This window comes from Bacillus sp. SIMBA_026, from assembly GCF_046535335.1.
Taxonomy (GTDB): domain Bacteria; phylum Bacillota; class Bacilli; order Bacillales; family Bacillaceae; genus Bacillus; species Bacillus velezensis.
The window spans coordinates 1-238 of record NZ_JAWRWX010000457.1 but is presented as its reverse complement, the minus strand read 5'-3'; the positions used below and the strand labels follow the sequence as shown (position 1 = coordinate 238).

At 51.3% G+C, this 238-nt stretch carries 1 protein-coding gene; it reads left to right on the top strand.

The window, feature by feature from the left end:
- On the top strand, window positions 1–238 hold a 238-nt coding region (locus SB847_RS22150; protein ID WP_410578906.1), incomplete at both ends, for a hypothetical protein.

Sequence of the window (238 nt, the reverse complement as noted above, 5' to 3'; positions counted from 1 at the left end):
AGAGCAGTTGCCGCCCAATTGGCTGGCAGCCATGAACCGTGAACTGCAGGATACCGACATCGGTAAGCACGCCACATTATTTGTAGGCGTTATTGACCATGATCTCTTAGCGTTTGTATCGGCATCACTGGTGCGCGAGCAGGACTACTTTTTGGATTACTACGTCGCCGACAACACCTGGAAGTTTGTTGTAGCACTGATTGTGCTGCCAAGCCTTGTCTGGGTCATTCTTCACCGG